The organism is Lachnoclostridium edouardi (genome assembly GCF_900240245.1).
GTDB classification, from domain to species: domain Bacteria; phylum Bacillota; class Clostridia; order Lachnospirales; family Lachnospiraceae; genus Lachnoclostridium_A; species Lachnoclostridium_A edouardi.
In genome coordinates this window covers 3,179,114-3,196,896 of record NZ_OESQ01000001.1, presented here as the reverse complement: position 1 = coordinate 3,196,896, position 17,783 = coordinate 3,179,114, and the positions used below count along the sequence as shown (strand labels likewise).

Annotated in this window: 20 protein-coding genes and 2 tRNA genes; 3 read left to right on the top strand and 19 right to left on the bottom strand. The window is 41.9% G+C overall.

From position 1 onward, the window contains the following. Positions 1-103 precede the first annotated feature (103 nt). From C1A07_RS15395 to C1A07_RS15380, 4 genes are all read right to left on the bottom strand, one after another. Positions 104-1,021 carry a SufB/SufD family protein gene (locus C1A07_RS15395; RefSeq protein WP_101877886.1) on the bottom strand — a complete coding sequence of 306 codons (918 nt, stop codon included), beginning with the start codon at positions 1,019-1,021 and terminating at the stop codon, positions 104-106. 5 nt (positions 1,022-1,026) lie between these two features. Next, positions 1,027-1,758, bottom strand: coding sequence for an ABC transporter ATP-binding protein (locus C1A07_RS15390; protein WP_101877885.1), 732 nt, complete (start codon positions 1,756-1,758; stop codon positions 1,027-1,029). Positions 1,759-1,779: 21 nt separating this feature from the next. Beyond that, positions 1,780-2,766 (bottom strand): diaminopimelate dehydrogenase, encoded by a 987-nt coding sequence (locus C1A07_RS15385; RefSeq protein WP_101877884.1) that lies wholly within the window; start codon positions 2,764-2,766, stop codon positions 1,780-1,782. 95 nt (positions 2,767-2,861) lie between these two features. Beyond that, positions 2,862-2,945, bottom strand: a tRNA-Leu gene (locus C1A07_RS15380). Positions 2,946-3,104: 159 nt separating this feature from the next. On the opposite strand from C1A07_RS15380, the gene C1A07_RS15375 reads away from it, so the two are divergent. Next, positions 3,105-3,188 (top strand) — tRNA-Leu (locus tag C1A07_RS15375). A 60-nt stretch (positions 3,189-3,248) separates the two neighbouring features. Here C1A07_RS15375 and C1A07_RS15370 read toward each other — a convergent pair. From C1A07_RS15370 to C1A07_RS15315, 11 genes are all read right to left on the bottom strand, one after another. Then, a complete protein-coding gene (locus tag C1A07_RS15370; RefSeq protein WP_242972335.1) occupies positions 3,249-4,052 on the bottom strand; it encodes an HpcH/HpaI aldolase family protein in 804 nt (267 codons plus the stop codon). 41 nt (positions 4,053-4,093) lie between these two features. Continuing rightward, the gene (locus tag C1A07_RS15365) at positions 4,094-5,596 is read right to left on the bottom strand and encodes a tripartite tricarboxylate transporter permease (protein WP_101877883.1); all 1,503 of its coding nucleotides are present in this window, start codon (positions 5,594-5,596) and stop codon (positions 4,094-4,096) included. A gap of 12 nt (positions 5,597-5,608) precedes the next feature. Then, on the bottom strand, positions 5,609-6,073 hold the full coding sequence (locus C1A07_RS15360) for a tripartite tricarboxylate transporter TctB family protein (RefSeq protein ID WP_101877882.1): 465 nt from the start codon (positions 6,071-6,073) through the stop codon (positions 5,609-5,611). A 22-nt stretch (positions 6,074-6,095) separates the two neighbouring features. Further along, complete coding sequence (locus C1A07_RS15355) at positions 6,096-7,070, bottom strand: tripartite tricarboxylate transporter substrate binding protein (protein WP_101877881.1); 975 nt, start codon at positions 7,068-7,070, stop codon at positions 6,096-6,098. A gap of 151 nt (positions 7,071-7,221) precedes the next feature. Then, positions 7,222-7,878 carry a GntR family transcriptional regulator gene (locus C1A07_RS15350; protein WP_101877880.1) on the bottom strand — a complete coding sequence of 219 codons (657 nt, stop codon included), beginning with the start codon at positions 7,876-7,878 and terminating at the stop codon, positions 7,222-7,224. A 407-nt stretch (positions 7,879-8,285) separates the two neighbouring features. Next, positions 8,286-8,756: an IS200/IS605 family transposase gene (tnpA, locus tag C1A07_RS15340; RefSeq protein ID WP_101875601.1), complete on the bottom strand. Its 471-nt coding sequence runs from the start codon at positions 8,754-8,756 to the stop codon at positions 8,286-8,288. Positions 8,757-9,031: 275 nt separating this feature from the next. Continuing rightward, positions 9,032-9,553: a CarD family transcriptional regulator gene (locus tag C1A07_RS15335; RefSeq protein WP_101877879.1), complete on the bottom strand. Its 522-nt coding sequence runs from the start codon at positions 9,551-9,553 to the stop codon at positions 9,032-9,034. Between the two features lie 204 nt (positions 9,554-9,757). Continuing rightward, positions 9,758-10,888 carry a metallo-dependent hydrolase gene (locus tag C1A07_RS15330; RefSeq protein WP_101877878.1) on the bottom strand — a complete coding sequence of 377 codons (1,131 nt, stop codon included), beginning with the start codon at positions 10,886-10,888 and terminating at the stop codon, positions 9,758-9,760. A 17-nt stretch (positions 10,889-10,905) separates the two neighbouring features. Beyond that, the gene (locus C1A07_RS15325; protein WP_101877877.1) at positions 10,906-11,973 is read right to left on the bottom strand and encodes a TRAP transporter substrate-binding protein; all 1,068 of its coding nucleotides are present in this window, start codon (positions 11,971-11,973) and stop codon (positions 10,906-10,908) included. Between the two features lie 231 nt (positions 11,974-12,204). Next, positions 12,205-13,503 carry a TRAP transporter large permease gene (locus C1A07_RS15320; RefSeq protein WP_101877876.1) on the bottom strand — a complete coding sequence of 433 codons (1,299 nt, stop codon included), beginning with the start codon at positions 13,501-13,503 and terminating at the stop codon, positions 12,205-12,207. Between the two features lies 1 nt (position 13,504). Next, positions 13,505-13,990, bottom strand: coding sequence for a TRAP transporter small permease (locus C1A07_RS15315; protein WP_101877875.1), 486 nt, complete (start codon positions 13,988-13,990; stop codon positions 13,505-13,507). Between the two features lie 266 nt (positions 13,991-14,256). Between C1A07_RS15315 and C1A07_RS15310 the strand changes: the two genes are divergently transcribed. Further along, entirely contained in the window at positions 14,257-15,201 is a 945-nt protein-coding gene (locus tag C1A07_RS15310; RefSeq protein ID WP_101877874.1) for a LysR family transcriptional regulator, read from the top strand. A gap of 50 nt (positions 15,202-15,251) precedes the next feature. Here C1A07_RS15310 and rplT read toward each other — a convergent pair whose 3' ends face one another. From rplT to C1A07_RS16260, 4 genes are all read right to left on the bottom strand, one after another. Continuing rightward, the gene (rplT, locus tag C1A07_RS15305) at positions 15,252-15,608 is read right to left on the bottom strand and encodes a 50S ribosomal protein L20 (protein WP_101877873.1); all 357 of its coding nucleotides are present in this window, start codon (positions 15,606-15,608) and stop codon (positions 15,252-15,254) included. Positions 15,609-15,638: 30 nt separating this feature from the next. After that, positions 15,639-15,836, bottom strand: coding sequence for a 50S ribosomal protein L35 (rpmI, locus tag C1A07_RS15300; RefSeq protein WP_101877872.1), 198 nt, complete (start codon positions 15,834-15,836; stop codon positions 15,639-15,641). A 28-nt stretch (positions 15,837-15,864) separates the two neighbouring features. Next, on the bottom strand, positions 15,865-16,359 hold the full coding sequence (gene infC / locus C1A07_RS15295; RefSeq protein WP_101877871.1) for a translation initiation factor IF-3: 495 nt from the start codon (positions 16,357-16,359) through the stop codon (positions 15,865-15,867). Positions 16,360-16,717: 358 nt separating this feature from the next. After that, the gene (locus C1A07_RS16260) at positions 16,718-16,891 is read right to left on the bottom strand and encodes a hypothetical protein (RefSeq protein ID WP_180952276.1); all 174 of its coding nucleotides are present in this window, start codon (positions 16,889-16,891) and stop codon (positions 16,718-16,720) included. A 144-nt stretch (positions 16,892-17,035) separates the two neighbouring features. On the opposite strand from C1A07_RS16260, the gene C1A07_RS15290 reads away from it, so the two are divergent. Next, positions 17,036-17,623: a hypothetical protein gene (locus tag C1A07_RS15290; RefSeq protein ID WP_101877870.1), complete on the top strand. Its 588-nt coding sequence runs from the start codon at positions 17,036-17,038 to the stop codon at positions 17,621-17,623. Positions 17,624-17,783: the final 160 nt, after the last annotated feature.

The following is a 17,783-nucleotide window of genomic DNA, read 5'->3' as shown; positions in this document are numbered from 1 at the left end:
ACCTTAATTATATGAGCAGCCAGTCTTTTCTTAATACAAAAAGGCCGGCGCAAAAGTGATTTACCTTTGCACCAGCCTGGGATATGCTGAAAATTCTCTGATTTTACTTTAAGAATCCATTGACAATCTGAGCTTCCGCCTCTGCCTCTGTAAGGCCTAAGGTCATCAGCTTAGTAATCTGCTCCCCTGCAATTTTTCCAATGGCAGCCTCATGGATCAGGGCTGCATCCGGGTTGTTGGCTGTAATTTCAGGAATAGCGCTGATTTTAGCGTCGTCCATAATAATGGAATCACACTCTGAATGTCCTGCGCATTTGGCGTTTCCGTGAAGCTTGGAAATAAATACCTGGGACGACTCCTCTTTAGCAACAGACCGGGAAATAATGTTGGCGCTGGAATCTGCGCCATTTAAATTCACCTCAAACTCGCTGACTGCATCCTGAGTGCCGTGGGTTAAAAGTCTTTCCCTTACAACCATTTTAGCCCTTTCTCCCAAGTCTGCAACAGTCAGTCTTTTTGTAGAATCCACTCCCTTAATCTGCACCATTTCCATTTCCATATAGCTTCCGGCTTCCATAGTAACCTCAGTCTTAGGATTCATAATCCTCTGCCCTCTTCCGTCGCCGCTGCCATAATGCTTTTCCACATACTTAATTTTCGCGTTTTTCCCTACAAAAAAGCGGTGGATGCCGTCGTGTCTGGAGTTGGAATCTCCTCCGTTGTGAATGCCGCAGCCGGCAATAATTACTACGTCCGCGTCATCCCCGATGTAAAAGTCGTTATATACCTGCTCTGTCAACCCGCTTTGAGTCATTACTACAGGAATATGAACACTTTCATTTTTTGTGCCGGCCTTAATTTTAATATCAATTCCAGTGCCGTCTTCCTTGCTTACAATTTCAATATTCGCTGTGGAACTTCTGCCTGCCACCTGGCCGTTGGCCCTTATATTATAAGCGCCGGCAGGAATCTGATGGAGGTCCGCCACTTCTTCCAGAAGTGTTTTCTGAATTTCATCCATCTCACTCACCTCCCTGATAATACGTCGCATCCGGCCACTGCAGCCGCAGTGCCTAAAAGCTCAGGCAGAATTTCTTCCCTGGGGCCCTGCTTTGTAATTTTTCCGTCTGCGATTACTACGATTTCATCTGCAATATTAAGAATTCTCTCCTGGTGAGAAATGATTAAAATTGAGCCGTTAATGGCCTTTCTCATCCGCTCAAACACCTGAATTAAATTTTGAAAGCTCCACAAGTCTATGCCTGCTTCAGGCTCGTCAAACACAGAAAGCTTTGTTCCTCTGGCCAGTACTGTTGCAATCTCGATTCTTTTCAGCTCGCCGCCGGAAAAACTTGCGTTTACTTCCCTGTTAATATAATCCTTGGCGCAAAGTCCTACCTCTGACAAGTATTTACAGGCCTCTGCTGCAGACAGCTCCTGTCTGGCGGCCAGGCGGATTAAATCCAGAACCTGAACGCCCTTAAATCTTACAGGCTGCTGAAAAGCAAAGCTGATGCCCATATTGGCTCTGTCTGTGATGCTCATTTCTGTAATATCTTTTTCATCAAAAAATATTTTGCCTGAGGTAGGCTTTTCAATACCGGCAATTAATTTTGCCAAAGTAGATTTTCCCCCTCCGTTAGGACCTGTAATAACAATAAACTTTCCGTCGTCTAAGGTCAGGCTTAAATCCTTTATAATCCCTTTTTCTCCCCTGTCTTCCTTTACCTCAAAGGAAACATGTTCTAACTTCAGCATAAGCTCCTCCTGAATAGTATCTTACAGCATAGCCTTTCTCAGCTCTTCTCCTGTTTTTGGAGATAAATAAGCCGGGGCTATATCGAATACTGTTTTACAGCCCTTTTGTCCCTCTAAGCTCATCCTGTAGGCAGCTCTTGCATAAGCAGTGAGTATGCTGGATGTAAACTCCGGATTAGAGTCCAGTTTTAAACGGTATTCTATTACATGTGTATTTTCATTTTCCCAGCCTGTTTTTCCGCTGCGGATCACAAAACCGCCGTGAGGGATTCCGCTGTGATCTCTCAAAAGCTCCTCCTCACTGATAAAGTGAACTGTTGTATCGTACTCTGCAAAATAATTAGGCATGGTTTTGATCTGGTCTTCAATTCTCTTTAAGTCAGCGCCCTCTTCTGCCACTACAAAACACTCTCTGATATGTTTTTCCCTTGTGGTTAAATCAGGGTTGCTGCCGTTTCTCACCGCCTCTAAGGCAGCCTCCACAGGAATTGTATACTGTCTGGCGTCCTTTACTCCCTCCACACGCCGGATAGCGTCAGAGTGTCCCTGGCTTACGCCCTTGCCCCAGAATGTATAATTGCTTCCTGCAGGGAGAACAGCCTCGCCATAAAGACGGTTTAAGGAAAACATTCCCGGGTCCCATCCTACAGAAATTATTGCAACCTTTCCGGCTTCAGCGGCAGCCTTATTTACTTCTGCAAAATGCTCCGGAATTCTGGCGTGAGTGTCAAAACTGTCTACTACATGAAACATTGCAGCATATTTAGGAGTCTGTTCAGGCAGATCTGTGGCGCTTCCTCCACAGAGAATCATAACGTCGATCTCATCTGTCATTTTCTCCGCTTCATCTATATGATATACCTTTGCAGTGTCAGAAAGAATTTTTACTGTCTCCGGATTCCGTCTTGTAAAAACTGCTTTTAACTCCATATCTGGATTTTGCTTTACTGCACATTCTACGCCTCTGCCCAGATTGCCGTATCCTAATATACCAATTCTGATTGTCATATGTTTTCTCTCCTTTAATTTTTAGGAAAGCGCTGTGAACTTTCCTATATGATAAAAATAGGCGTATTCCTCATAGGAATACGCCTTTGTACCAATGCGGGAGATGGGACTTGAACCCACACGAGCATACACCCACAAGATCCTTAGTCTTGCCTGTCTGCCAATTCCAGCACTCCCGCTTGCCAACGGAATGTAGTATAGCACAGTTCCCAAAAGATGGCAAGCCCTTTTTATAAGTTTTTTTGTTTTTTTAATTCTTTAAATTTTTTGAAAAATACAGTTGACAATGACACAATTTTGCCATATAATGACACATGTCTTTAAGACATATTAGATATGCAGAAGTGGCGGAATTGGCAGACGCGCACGGTTCAGGTCCGTGTGGTAGCGATACCGTGAGAGTTCGAGTCTCTTCTTCTGCATTCTTTTTTTATTTCCAGAAAAATATCTGCCAAGGCACCTAAGCCCCGGCAGATATTTTCTTATTTTAATCCGGCTTTTCTAAGTATCTGATTCATTTCTTCTCCCTGCTGTTTTAAATAATTTCTCAAAATACGCAGTTCCATTCCCATATTAAAATGGCGGATTCCCAGTCCCAGATAATACTCCATATCAGCCGCTGAGTTCATCTCGGCTCTGGCGTGGACGCCGTGTTTTTTCGCAGCTTCAAACACCTTTCTCTCCGCTTCTCTCACTCTTTCCATATCGTCGGCCATATTAAAGCCTGAGCTTAACGCAAAGTCATTAGGGCCGAACTGTACCATATCCAGTCCTGGCACGGAACAGATTTCATCAATGTTATCCACAGCTTCCTTTTTCTCAATCATAAATGCCTTTACAGTGCTGGAAGCCATTCTGGCATAATCCTCCTGCCTCATAGAGCAGGTGTTCCCCACCCATCTGCGGTTTACAAATCCCATTCCTCCCTCAAATTCCGGGCACTCAGGCGTAATCATATGAATCGTCTTTTCCACGTCCTCCGCCGTCCTGTGGTCTGTAAAGAGAACAGCCTGAAAGCCTGATGCTACAGCTTTCTGAGCCACATAATAGCGGTTTTGGTAATCCACCTTAATCATGGTGCCCATTCCGTGTACCTCCGCCGCCCGGGCAATATTTTCAAAATCATACTGTCCGTATGGGGCGTATTCCGCCAGAAATTCCACATAATCATACTCTCCTGTAATTCCCACGGTCTCCGTTACTGTAGGCCAGGAGGACTGCAGCCTGGTAGCTACTGTAGACATACCGTGATCCAACATATACCTTAACTTATTTTCTGTCATCATCTTACTTTACCTCTTTTTATTTATTTCCGCAAAACGCCGCCTTATGCCGCCGCGCCTGCCCTTTTCAATTTTACAATCTCTTTCCTAATGGTCAATGCCAACATTACCGCCGCAATAATCAGGAACAAACAAGAAATAGGGGAAGTGAGAAACGGCATAAAGTCTCCTTGGCTTTTCATAAGGCCTCTCCTAAGATTAGTTTCCACTATTGGCCCCAGAATGAATCCCAGGATAATAGGAGCCTGCGGATAATTTAGCTTTTTCATTCCATATCCAATCAAACCGAAAAACATCATTACAAATACGTCGAACACACGATTGTTGGAGCCAAAAGCGCCTACAACGCAGAATACAATAACAATTGGCAGAAGAAGGTTTTTCGGCACAGTGAGAAGTCTGGTAAACACACGGATTCCCATATACTCTACAATCAGCATCATAATATTAGACACAATCAGAGCGGCAAAAATGCCATATACCAGCTTCGCCTCTGAGCGGAACAAAAGCGGTCCCGGGGTGATTCCGTGAATCATAAATCCTGCCAGAATCAAAGCCGTAGTATTATCCCCCGGAAGCCCCAAGGTTAAAAGCGGCACCAGCGCGCCTCCTGTACTGGCGTTATTGGAAGTCTCTGAGGCCACAATTCCATCCACAATCCCTGTTCCGAATTTCTCCGGGTATTTAGAATGATTTTTTACTACAGAATAAGAAATAATGTTGCAGATGCTGCCGCCCATTCCCGGCAGTATTCCGATGCCAGTTCCAATCAGCATGGAAACCCAAAAGTTCCAGCCCTGTCCCTTAATATCCTCTCTCGTAAAGCCAAAACCCTTAATCTTACAGGACTGTACGGTCATATCCTCTTTTTTAAACTTTTCCTCCACAGAGGTCAGCACCTGGGCCACGGCAAAAAGACCGATCAGCACTGGAAGAATGGTAAAGCCTGCGTTTAATTCTGATTCCCCAAAGGTAAAACGGGTAAAGCTGGTGATTGGAGCGATTCCCACAAAGGAAATCATAACCCCAAGCAGGGAAGAAATAATCCCCTTTACTAAAGACCCTGACGCCAGGCTGGCTATCATGGTCATTGAAAAAATTCCAATAGAAAAATATTCGTAAGGACCAAACTGCAGCGCAATTTTCGCAATGGCCGGCGCCAGAAGCATAAGAATAATGTAGCTTACAAAGCCTCCCAGGAAGGAAAATACAATGCCTACCCCAAGAGCTTTCGTCGCCTCTCCTTTTTCCGCCATAGGATGTCCGTCAAAGCATGTGGCCACAGACGAGGCCGTGCCCGGGATCCTGAGGAGAATAGCGGAAATCAATCCGCCAGAGGTACCGCCGATATATAAAGCCACCAGAAGGGATAAGCCAGCCACCGGCTCCATGCCAAAGGTAATAGGAAGAAATAAGGCTACTCCCATGGTTACAGACAGGCCCGGGATTGCTCCAATAATAATTCCCATAAATACTCCAAGAAGCATAAGGAGCATAATTTTCACGTCACAGATGGATAAAACACCAGCAACAATATCAGATGACATTGCAGACACCTCCTATAAAATTCCTTTTGGAATACGGATTCCAAAGACTTCCATAAAAATAAAGTAGATAAATATTACAACAATTATGGCAATAACCGTGTATTTCACCGGTTTTAATTCTTCTTTTTTCGTCATCAGGCAGATAGCCGCCATAAGAAATAAAATACTGGTAATAATAAAACCGACTGGTTTTAACAAGTATGCATATACCAGCATGGCTATGAACATCAGAGCTACGCCCTTAAAGTTCGGCACATAATCCAGTTTCTTTTCTTCTTTCCCTACCTTTGCATCCCTCGTTCCCCGATATGTAACAATAGCAAACATGACGAACATCATAACAGTTACAATTTTAGGAAGGAAACTGGCTCCTATGGCATCCTTTTCCTTCAAACCAATCTGCACGCTTAACATAAAAAATACGGCTGATAAGATCATTCCGCATACTCCGCTAATAAGATCCTTATACTTGCCCATATAGCCTCCTTCTACCCCTCTTCTAATTTGCTACAAATAAATCTTTATAGGAATTCAGCTTTTCATATACGCCCTGAGCATATTCTGCCGCTTTCTCCGGATTCATATAAACCGGTGTAAGTGCATAGGAATCCTGGGCCGCCTTTACAAAATCCGGATTCTCCACTGCCTTCTTCATAGCGTCGCTGAATGTGTTTACAATCTCGTCGGGAGTTTCTTCTGGGAAAGCTGCAAAGAAGAACTTTCCAAATTCCATATTAAGTCCCTGTTCTTTGGCTGTTGGAATGCTGTCAAACAAAGGATTCCGTTCTTCAGAGAGAAGAGCCAGCGGCACAAATTCTCCTGTTTCCAAATAGTCTTTTACAAGGGCATATTCCACGTTAATAATATCTGTATTGTGTCCGGCTAAGGCCGCTATTTTATCTGCGTTTCCGCCGATATCCACCAGGTTTAAATCAATTCCCGCCTCTTTTTCCAAAGCCAGACCAATTAACTGGGGATAACCGCCTACCGCCATGCCAAATTCAATCTTTCCAGGATTAGCTTTTGCCTGCTCCAAAAACTCTGAAAGGCTGGAAAAGCCTGAGTCATTGTGGGTAACTAAAAGTGTAGTGTTGGCCTGAAGGCAAACGCCTGCCATTTTAAATGCATCTAACTGATAATCAATTAAATCGGAAATCTCAGGAAGCATAGCCTCAGTGTGAAAAAACAGACAAGTATATCCGTCAGGGTCCGCGCTTTTTACCTGCTCCATGCCAATAGTTCCTGAAGAGCCTGCCACATTTACAATAGGCATGGACACGTTCAGCTCTTTTTCCATATACTGAGCTAAAAGCCTGGCGTTGGCATCCGTATCTCCCCCTGCCTTTACCGGCACAATCATCTGAATCGCATCGCTGGGATAAGTTTCCTCTTTGCTGCTGCACCCTGCCATACATGCTGCGGCCATTGTAAGGGCCAAAACTGCTGCTCCTGCTTTTTTCATCATTTTTTTCATTTTTTCCTTCTCCTTTTTTATAAAATCTTATTTATTTTGTTTACAATTTCATTTTCCTTTCTAGTGTGCTAACTGTTATAACAGTTAGTTTGTTAAAATAGAGTTCGCATAAAACGAACTCCTGTATTAAGGCTTTTTTACCGGTTTGTCGTTATGTTCCGTCGCTCCAGCTGGCTTCTATGGCAATCAGGGAATCATTGACATGGATTCTCATGGCCTCCGCCGCTGCCTGGGCATCCCCTTTTTTTATCTCATCCATCAACAGTCTGTGCCAGTATCTAGGATATTGACACTTTGGAGCCTTAGTTCCTGTCCCCTTGCAAAGAATCCAAAACAGATTAATCTTTCTCAAAGCGTCCTTCAAAAGCGGATTGCCTGTAAATTCCGTAAACCTCATATGAAAAGCAAGATGGGTGTCGCTGGTATTTAAAGCAGTAGCCTGGGTGTATGGCACTGTATCTAATTCTTCTGCCAAAGCATAAAGCACTGCCTCCTGCTCTGCCGTCATATGTTCTGCTAAGTATCTGGCGGACTGGCATTCAATGGCTTCTCTCAGCTGATAGCTTTGACGAACCTTTTCTAACGTAGGCACAGTGACAAATGATCCCCACTGAGGCTTAGACTCCACCAGACGGTCGTCCTCTAACTTCTTTAACGCTTCAATAACCGGGATAACGCTGACCCCTGTAGCCTCCGCCATCTTCCTCCTGGACAGCTTCATACCCGGCGGAAATTCTCCATCCAGAATCTTTCTTGAAATAATTTTGTAAGCGATATCAGATGCTGTCTGAAAGCTTGCTTCTTCCATGGATATCTCCTTTCTTTTAGCTATATATTATAACTATTATAACAGTATGTCAATATTATATCTGGCATATATGTATATTTCTTATACTTTTCACAAACATCTACATCATTTTTTATGCGATATTTTTTGTAAAGTCAAGACCACCGGCTAAGCCGGTGGCTTGCTTTGACCCTATAAGGGTCTGTTACCGGCACTGGAGTCTAAAGACTCACCGAAATAGGTTCGCCAAGCGCAACATCATTTACCTACTAAGCCCTAAAGGGCTTATTTTATTTGTTTGCTTTTACTGGCTCACCCGTAAACGGGTCAATATACTCTTTCAGTGTCATCTGATCATATTNAAGACTCTCCGAAATAGGTTCGCCAAGCGCAACATCATTTACCTACTAAGCCCTAAAGGGCTTATTTTATTTGTTTGCTTTTACTGGCTCACCCGTAAACGGGTCAATATACTCTTTCAGTGTCATCTGATCATATTCCAAATCTTCTTGTAACTGATTTGCTATATATTCCTGTATTTTCTTTGCATTTTTCCCTACCGTATCTACATAATATCCTCGACACCAAAAATGTCTATTTCCATATTTATATTTCAAATTTGTATGTCTTTCAAATATCATAAGTGTACTTTTTCCTTTCAAATACCCTACAAAATACGATACACTAATGCTTGGCGGAATTTCTACTAGCCTATGTACATGATCTGGACATATCTCTGCTTCTACAATTTTTACACCTTTTCTTTTGCATAACATACTTAAAATATTTGCTATATCCTGTTTTATTTTTCCGTATGCTATTTTTCTCCTATATTTTGGTGCAAATACAATATGATACTTACAATTCCATTTTGTATGTGATAAACTGTTACTATCCATATGGATACCTCCTTTGTTTATTAATGCGGTTGGCGAACCTTACATTAATTATAACACTGGAGGTTTTTTGCTATAAGCTGAAGCAATTCTAACTCACCTGCATAGCAGGTGGTTTATTTGTTTTCCAAAGTTCCGTTTTTCGGATCAACGAAAAACTCCACAATGGTAAACAGGGCTTTGCCCTAACAATCAATAAAAAGCCATTGCAAAATAGATCATTTCTCATCTATTTTGCAATGGCCTGTGTTTTGTTATGAGCACTTAGTGCCTGTGTTTTATTTCACTGGTTCCTTAATTCTGCTTTCAATAAATTCTCCTACCTTTTCATATGGAATCTGGAGAGCGATTGACAGTTCCTCAAATAAATGCTTTTCTGCTATTTTCCAATATTTTTCATCTATTGAAGTAAGGCGTTTTCCCTGGGTTCCCCTGATCTGCTTTCTCTGATACATGGTTTTCATAATGCGTATCCAGCCCTCGCCTGAAAAGTCTTTTATTGTGTTTTTGTATTCCTGTTCCCTGGTCCGCTCGTTGTCCACCCAAACTAAATCAATGTCCTTCATAGAATCAATTAGTTTTAAAGCGGCTTCCCGGTTCATTACTTTGCGAATCCTGGATTTTGTACTGCCAACAGGCACATAAATTCTTCCAGATCTATTAGAGACTGGCTCCATGGTATAATACTCCCGTTTTTTCTCTACCAGAGAGCTGTTAAGGTCCAGGGGACCCACCTCCAACACCTTGCAGACTCCACTATTTTCGCTGACTACATACTCTCCTGCTTTCCACTGTTCCATGGCATTGTCCTCCTTTTCTAACAGCCTTTTGTTTCTTTTTCTTCCTTATTATAATTATATCAGTTTTTTGGCTATTTCTCAAAGGGGTGAAAAGTCAAAGTTTTATTTTCAGCATTATTTACTACTAAGCAGGCCTTCCCTTTTGTACACTTTTACCTGGCTTGCACCATAGTTTCCAAGATCTTTCACGTGCATTACTGTTTTTTAACAGAAATCTGCCTGGCAGTATACGCACCGGCCTGCTTTAAATGTTATTGCAGGCACAAGTACCTGCGTTCCTTCATATGTATTGCCATTTATATCACTGTAAGAAACCGGCTTTTTTTTCAGTTTAAAAATACAGATATCTCCTTCTGTACCCTCTGCCATGCTTCCTAATTCCGGCCGCCCTATACGGCGGGCGGGAACTATTGTGGCGGCGTCCAGCACCTGCTCTATGCTCATTCCAAAGTCCAGATACTTAGACAGGATTCTGGGCAGAGAGTGAAGGGGCTGGAGAAACCAGCTGGCGGCATTTACGTCGCTGCTGATAATATCCGGCACAAACCCCTGGGCAATTGCTTTTTGACATACTTCCAAATCATAATTAGACCGGCCGTTGCAGGCGTCAAAAAGTACGCCTCTCTTTTTCGCCTCCCACAGCCCTTCCAGCACTCTGCCGTCCTCATCCAGACAAGTATGTTTTCCTATATTATGGTATATGTGGCAGATTACATCTCCGGGCCTTAAAAGAGAAGCTAAACGGTCCAGCGGAATACTGCAATTTGTTACGTGAACAATCACCGGCACACCGGCCTTTTCCCCTATTTCTACTGTGCGGGCAAGAGATTTCTCCGCCAAGCCCGCCTCAATAATATTAGAAGAGATTCTGGTTTTTAATCCTACCAGCTGAGGATATTGTTCAAAAAGCTGCAAGATCTTTTCTTCATCAAAGAATTTAGGATCTAAGTTTTCCGGATATCTGTCGTTAGACTGTCCCCCTGAGGCCACTAATAAATCGCTTACAATGCGAACCTGGCTCATGGAAACAATGCTTTTATGAAACAGCTCATATCCTCCTGCTCCACAGGTTCCACCGTCTACTGCCGTGGTGATTCCACAGCAAAAGGAATTGGCGTCCGGGTTTACCCCGTTTTCTGTGCCGTACAGCATATAATGAACGTGGAAATCAATCAGCCCTGTTGTCACAATACAGCCGGAGGCGTCAATTACCTGGCGGTACTCTATGGAATCTTCTGGCTTTACAATCTTTCCTTTATGCAGGGCAACATCTCCCTGATACAGTTTATGATGTGCCGGATCGTAAACTGTGCCGTTTTTAATTAAAAAATCCAACGGGCGCACACTCCTTTTTAATTTAATGCTGCTACAGCATCCAGAAGCGTATCAACCTTTTCGTCTCCCAGATCAGAGCGGACCATATCGTATACAACCTGTCCTTCACTTTGAAGCTTTGCATAATCTTCATCTGAAAGAGTAATTATTTCACATCCTGCGTCAATACATGTCTGCTTATCAGCCTCTATACTTTCATCAGAAACCTGGGCCGCATAAGCTACTGCCTCAGCCGCACATTCATCTACAAGAGCCTTTGTATTGTCTGGCAGACTTTGATAAAGATCATTGTTCATAAAGAATGTAATAATATGACCTAAATGGTTTGTTTCTACTACGTACTTCTGCACTTCCTGAATATTATTTCCCACAATATTCATATAAGGATTTTCTTCTCCGTCAATTGTATTCTGCTGAAGAGCCATAAATACTTCTGTAAACTGCATAGGTGTAGCTGAAGCTCCCAGTGCGTTCCAGTAAGCAATATGATACTGATTTGTCATAGTACGCACCTTCTGGCCCTTTAAATCATCTAAGGTTTCTACTTTTTTGTTGGTAGTCAGCTGGCGGAAGCCTGCGTCAGAGAAGCCCAGCATATGAACTCCCGCCGCCTCACAGTAATCGTTCATTGTCTCCACATAATCGCTTGTAAGAAGGCTGCGCATCTGGTCAATGTCCTTAAACAGGTTAGGCATATCAAATAATCCCATTTCCGGTACAAAGTCTACTAAATCTGTAGTCATACCTGTTCCAATTTCAATAGAACCGCCTACTACTGCCTCTGTAAATTCTGTAGTATTGCCTAACTGTCCTCCTGGGTAAATATCTATAGTAATAGTGCCGCCGCTTTTTTCATTTAACAGCTGAGCAAATTTTTCCATCATTTTATAATTTGTAGTTGTCTCCGCCACTGTCATGGCTGCAGTCCATTTGTACTCTCCGTAATCTTCTCCTGTGGCAGCTACTGTTTCTCCCTCTGCCTGAGCTTTAGTATCAGTCTGAGAATCAGAGGAAGAGCCTCCGCCGCAGCCTGCTAAAGATAATGCCAATGATAAAGCCATTACTGTTGAAATTATTTTTTTCATAATGTTTTTCCTTTCCTAATTTATTATATTTTTTTATTTCACTCGTTCCTCGTTCCATAAAAACTACGGGAACCCCAAACTTCGCTACCGCGAACTTTGGGTAGCAAATAGTTTCGCGCTTTGCGCTCAACTATTTTTTATTGTTACGAGCACTTAGTGCCTGTATTTTAGGCACTTACGTGCGATACATGAAAAACAGTTTGCGAGGTATTTTACGAGCATTACTATTTTTTATTTTAATACAGCCGGCAGCCATAAGCTCAGCTGAGGGATAAATGTAATCAGCATCAGGCAAAGCAAGAATGCGATTAAAAACGGAATTGTTGCCTTTGCCAGCTTCAACATTGGAATCTTTGTCATTCCTGAGGCTACAAACAAATTGATGCCCATAGGCGGAGTTACCATACCGATCGCCAGGTTACATGTCATAATAATTCCAAAGTGTACTGGGTCTACTCCAACTGCTTTTGCAATAGGCACCAGAATTGGAGTCAGAATCATAATGTTTGGAATATTGTCAATAATCATGCCGCACACCAGCATTATAATGTTCATCAGCAGCAGAATCACAATTTTATTGTCTGTAACGCTTAGTACTGCTTCAGAAATTGTCTGAGGATAGCGAAGTAAGGTCATTGCTCTGGCAAAGGCTGTGGCTGCCGCAATAACAAAAAGAATATTTACATATGTTTTTGCTCCGGCTACAAACACCTTTCCCAGATCCTTCATTTTAATAGTTTTATAAACAAACACGCACACAAATAATCCGTAAATTACAGAAATAACAGCTGCTTCTGTTGGAGAACAAATGCCGGAATAAATACATCCTAAAATAATTACCGGCGTCAGAAGGGCCCAAAAGCTTTCCTTTAGCAAAGGCAGAAATCCTTTTTCCCTCAGCCCATTATAGCTGGCCATTAATTTTTCTTTATCTTCCCCATACTTTGCGCAGTAAATGTGGCAATATACCATTAAAGCCCCGCCGATTAAAAGTCCTGGAATAATACCTGCAATAAATAAATCAGAGGGAGAGGCAGAGGCTGCCGCCGCATACACAATATAGGAAATACTTGGAGGAATAATTACTCCTAATCCACCGGCCACTGTTACAATAGAGGTGGCGAATACAATGTCATATCCCATTTCTACTAAGAAGGGAATGGTCATGGCTCCTACAGCTGATACTGTCGCAGGGGAAGATCCTGAAATTGCTGCGTAAAACATACATGTGGCAACTACGGCGCAGGGAAATCCAGCTCTTTTATTGCCGATAAAGTACCCGAAAAACTCAAATAATCTTTTAGAAAGTCCTCCTTCTGCCATAATCATGCCAGAAACCATAAACAAAGGCACTGCCAGAAGGGTGAAGCTGTTCATACCTGAAAACATGGAACGCACTACATCTGCTGCACCAAAGTTCAGATCTCCTATGGCTCCTGGCAGCACAGACATAAGGCCAAATACGCCGCCTACAGGGAAGGCAATTACTAACAGCACTGCCAGCAAAACAAAAAATAATCCTATGGCCATTTTAATTTTCTCCTTCCTTAATATTTTTTGTATCCATAACTATAATTTGTACACAGCGAAGAATAGAAAGTACAAAACAAAATGTCATAAAATAATATAAATAGGACACTTCAATGCGCAGGGCCGGGCTTTTTTGCTGTACCTGGGCAGCCTTTGCCGCAATTTCTATACCGCCTTTTACACAGACTGCCAGAAAAAGGATCATCAGTATATTGCATACATAAGATAAACCTTTTTTTACGCTCTCAGGCAGCATAGTAACCACTGTGTCCACTGCAATGGCGCTGCGGCTTCTTATAGAACATGGCAGACATAAGAAGGCGCTGAGGGCCAGACAGTAGCAGCACACCTCGTCGGACCAGCTTAAAGCACTGTGGAAGCAGTAACGCATAATTACGTTTACAAAGGACAGAATCGTCATAATAATCAACAGCCCTGCCAGACAGACATACTCCAGATTTTTGTCCAGCCATTTAATTACTGTCATTTTTTCATTCCTCCTACTTGAAATTTTTAGTAATTCTTTTCTCTTAATAAGTTGTGAAAATTTTCACTCTTGTAATTTTGCTTATTTTTTTGAGCAGCTCCTCTTGAAATTTATTATATTTTCAGTATACTAATTTGTACAGTTAGTTGTTTTTTAGTATTCTGTAAGAAAATTTAACAGTAACAATTTTTAAGCTTTAATTTCCTATTTTTCATAACGTTTTAATGCAATATGCACAATTTTAAGAGAGAAAGGGGAAAATAACTTTGGATCTGAAGCAATTAGAATATATTGTTGCTATTGAACAGTATGGGAATGTTACAGAAGCTGCCTCCAGGCTTTTTGTCACGCCCTCTGCTTTAAATCAGCAGCTTCTGAAATTAGAAAAGGAATTGAATCTTTTGCTTTTTACTCGTGGACGGCGTCAGATGATCCCCACAAAGGCCGGCCGTATTTATCTGGATACAGCCAAACAAATGTTAAATATGCGCCAAATCACCTATGCCCAGCTGCAGGATCTGTCCGGCCATTTAGTAGGTACATATCAAATCGGTCTGTCATTTGAACACGGCAGCGACATGTTTGCCCGTATTTATCCTTCTTTTAATAAAATATATCCTGGAGTACAGATGCGCTGCGTTCAGCTTTTAGTGCCGGATATGTTGGAGCGCTTAGAATCCCGTCAGTTGGATATTGCGTTTATTTTAACCGGAGACTGTACAAAACTGCAGAGCGTGGAATATATTCCCCTCAGCGAGGAAAATCTTCTCCTTGGACTTCCTGTGAATCATCCGGTGGTAAAGTCCTTATACGGGGACAATCCGCCTCCCTATCCCACCTGCACCTTTGACCTGAACTTGGTGCGAAGTGATGACTTTGCATTTGCTTTAAGCCGGTCTACAATGCGCAGGGATTTAATTGATCCGATTTTTCAAAAGGCGGGCATCGCGCCTAATATTATTATTGAATCTTCTTTTAATAATTTTTTAGAGCAGCTGGCCAGCCAGGGCATCTGCAATGCCATTATCCCTCAATCCAGAATTCGCAATTTTAAGGACATTGCATGGTTTTATCTGCCTGGACATCCCCGCTTTCAGTTCGGGGCTGCTTATCAAAAAAATTACCGTTTAAACCAGGCTCAGCAGGCTTTTATTCAGCTGGCTAAGGAGGACGCCATGAGACATATGAACTTTCCTCCCCCAGAATGCTGACATACAAAAAAGGCGCTCCCTTTTGGGGAACGCCTCTTCTCATGTAATTATTAAGCTAATTTAGATTTAGCCAGTTCTGCTAATTTAGCAAATCCTTCTGCATCATTAATAGCCATCTCAGAAAGGATTTTTCTGTTCAGATCTACTCCGGCCTGCTTTAAGCCAAACATAAATTTGCTGTAGGATAATCCGTTAATACGAGCTGCTGCGTTAATACGAGCGATCCACAGCTGTCTGAACTGTCTCTTTCTCTCTTTACGTCCTGCGTATGCGCTTGTGAGAGCTCTCATTACAGACTGTTTTGCGATTCTGTACTGTTTGGAACGGGCTCCTCTATAGCCTTTAGCCAGTTTTAATACTCTATTGTGTTTTTTCTTTGCGTTCAAGCCGCCTTTAATTCTTGCCATCGGTTATTTTCCTCCTTCTCAATCTTAAACTTACAGATATGGTAAAATCCTCTTCATTACTTTTGCGTTTGTAGCATCCATAACGGTATCTTTTCTAAGATTTCTTTTTCTCTTAGTTGTTTTCTTAGTTAAGATATGAGATTTGTAAGCTTTATTTCTTACTAACTTTCCTGTTCCAGTCTTTTTGAAACGCTTAGCAGCTGCTCTGCTTGTTTTTAATTTCGGCATTGTATTTTCCTCCTTGAATTTGTCTATTTTAACGTTTTGCAGTTAAAAACATGACCATGCTTCTTCCTTCTACCTTTGAGGGCTTGTCAATGACTGCAATGTCTGACAGCTCCTTAGCAAAGTCGTCCAGAATGTATTTGGATTTTGACATATGTGCCATTTCACGGCCTCTGAAACGCAAGGTAACCTTTACCTTATTTCCTTTTTCCAGGAATTTTCTGGCTGCATTGGTCTTTGTATTAAGGTCATTTGTGTCAATATTAGGAGACAAACGGACTTCTTTTACCTCAATTACCTTCTGTTTCTTCTTAGCTTCTTTTTCTTTTCTTGCCTGTTCGTAGCAATATTTACCATAATCAATAATCTTGCATACAGGCGGTTTTGCCATGGGGGCAATCTTTACTAAATCCAGCTCTGCATCCTGAGCCATCTTAAAGGCTTCCTTTGCAGACATGATTCCTAACTGCTCCCCGTTTTCACCAACCAGTCTGATTTCCTTATCCCTGATCTGTTCGTTAATCATTAATTCGCTAATAGCCGTGCACCTCCAAATACTGAAATAATTCCTGTTATTAAAAGAAATAGTTTTGCTTACGAAACAATTTCTAAATGAAACAAAAAAGACAGATAGAAAACTTCTATCCGCCGCTCTAAATCTAAACACAATAACACAATTTAGATATGATATCCAAAACTCTGCTATTATCTCTATGAACCCGGGTCACTTTTGTGCCAAGGTGAGGCGGATAACCTGCTTTCCTGTTCAGTTGCTTTTGCAACCTTAGTTACTATACCATTGTCTTCCACAAAAGTCAAGGAGAAAATATGCGCTTTCTTTTGCTTTTTTATCAGAATTCCAGGCCTTAATCGCAAAATAAAGTTTATTCATGGGAAAGCCTAAGATGCTCCTCCACGGCCTCTAATGCCAGCCAGCCCTTCTCTTCGCCAGACCTGCTCCCTTTGGCAAGCTCATTCATCAATTCAACGGCCGCCTGGGACTTACACAGCACTTCTACATAGTTGCTAAGGTCGGAAATTTGTTTTATGTTTGCCATATATTATCAGCTCCTTTTGCATATAGTATATTCTTTTCTGCTGCGATAATCAATATTTATTCAGCAACCCTGCAAAAATATTTGCTTTCTTTTTAAAATAGAGTTAAAATAAACAGCAATATTATAATTGAGGAGGATTTCTTTGTGATCCGTAAGTATTTCTTTGTGATTTTAACTGCCGTTATTTTAAGCAATTTTTCTGCTGTTTCATCTTTTGCCGATTCTGTTTCCAGCGCAGAGGAATCAGAACCTGCCCCCTCCTATCAAAGAGGCTCTCTGGAAGGCCTGACTTTCTCTAACCCCTGGTCGGATTTCCGCGTTACATTTCCCGCTGATACATATTTTAATTCTGATACCATGCTGGAATATATGAGCGCCTATACGGGAATGGATTATGAATTTGCCGTTACCTTATTTGGGGACATGTCTCTTTATCCCTGCATTAATCTTTCCTACCAGCCGGCCCTGATCCCCTTAAAGGAATGTGTGCAGAATCTGACAGATATCTACGACAATCAAAACTATACAAATGAGGTAAAAACCGGCTTATGGCTGGGCAATTACCCTTTTACCAGAGTACGGGCATATGAATCTGAGGACGGCATTATTATTGACAATTATTTAAGGCTGGTAGGAGACAAATTAATGTGGTGGTGCATCAAGTATCCGGCAAATAATACGGAGGCCCAGGATGCAGTGAAACAGGTGCTGGATTCTGTTGTAGTTTATTAACAGCTTTCCCGGACAATCCTCCAGAAACTTATTTCATCTCCATTATGTGATTAAGTCACATTCTTTCTGTGTAAGATCTGGTAATATATAACAGACAGTCCCAGAAGCCTTTATGTTTTAAAGCTCCCGGGCAATACTTCACCTAAGGAAAGGAAGATAA